The sequence below is a fragment of the Pseudoflavonifractor hominis genome, from assembly GCF_014288125.1.
Classification (GTDB): Bacteria; Bacillota; Clostridia; order Oscillospirales; family Oscillospiraceae; genus Pseudoflavonifractor_A; species Pseudoflavonifractor_A gallinarum.
In genome coordinates, this window is sequence record NZ_JACOPR010000032.1 from 1 (window position 1) to 784 (window position 784).

The 784-nt window shown below is 48.0% G+C and carries 2 protein-coding genes; both read left to right on the forward strand.

What is annotated here, in order from left to right:
- The first annotated feature begins 99 nt into the window (after positions 1 to 99).
- The gene (locus H8S34_RS14995) at positions 100 to 294 is read left to right on the forward strand and encodes a hypothetical protein (RefSeq protein ID WP_002334813.1); all 195 of its coding nucleotides are present in this window, start codon (positions 100 to 102) and stop codon (positions 292 to 294) included.
- Positions 295 to 395: 101 nt separating this feature from the next.
- On the forward strand, positions 396 to 784 hold a 389-nt coding region (locus H8S34_RS15000), incomplete at its 3' end, for a recombinase family protein (RefSeq protein WP_436277859.1).

The window sequence follows — 784 nt, forward strand, 5'->3', positions numbered from 1 at the left end:
CAGCGGCACACAGTAAAGGAAAGGTGATAGATATAAGCAGAAATTTTCGCCGCCCCTGTGCGGCATTGTACCTTGAAAACTGAATATGGAGGACACTGGATGGCAAAAAGCGAAAGCGATATTTTTACGCCCCGGACAGGGCAGGTCATACAAGCAGAGAACGGCACGCAGTATTTTGTATGTGGGAACAACCGTATAAAAATCTCCGAACACTTCGCCGCAGGCGGGAAGCCCCTCGGTGATCTGATTGTAGATGTGGTGCGGCATACCGCAGAAAAAGCCGCTTCAACCTGATAGCCCATCATTGATAACACGCCCACGCTTATGATATAATTGCCATAGAGCAAAAGTATTGTAAGCGTGGGTTGTTTCTTTAAGAAGGAGGATTTTTAACGGTGAAACAACCTTACAATACTACGATTTACAACACGGCGCTTTATATGAGATTGAGCCGGGACGATGAAAACTATGGTGACAGCGTAAGCATTGAAACACAGCGGACAATCCTGCAACAGTACGCAAAGGAACAGGGACTTCATGTAGTCGGTGAGTATGTGGACGATGGCTGGTCGGGGACGAACTTTGAACGCCCGGATTTTCAGCGCATGATGGACGATGTGGAAGCCGGAAAAGTAAACTGCATTGTCACGAAAGACCTTTCCCGTTTCGGGCGGGAACATGTGATGATGGACTACTATCTGGAATTTCTGTTCCCGGAAAAACGGGTGCGCTACATCGCCGTTGCGGAGAATGAGGACACAGAGAAAGGGCTTTCCGATTTTGT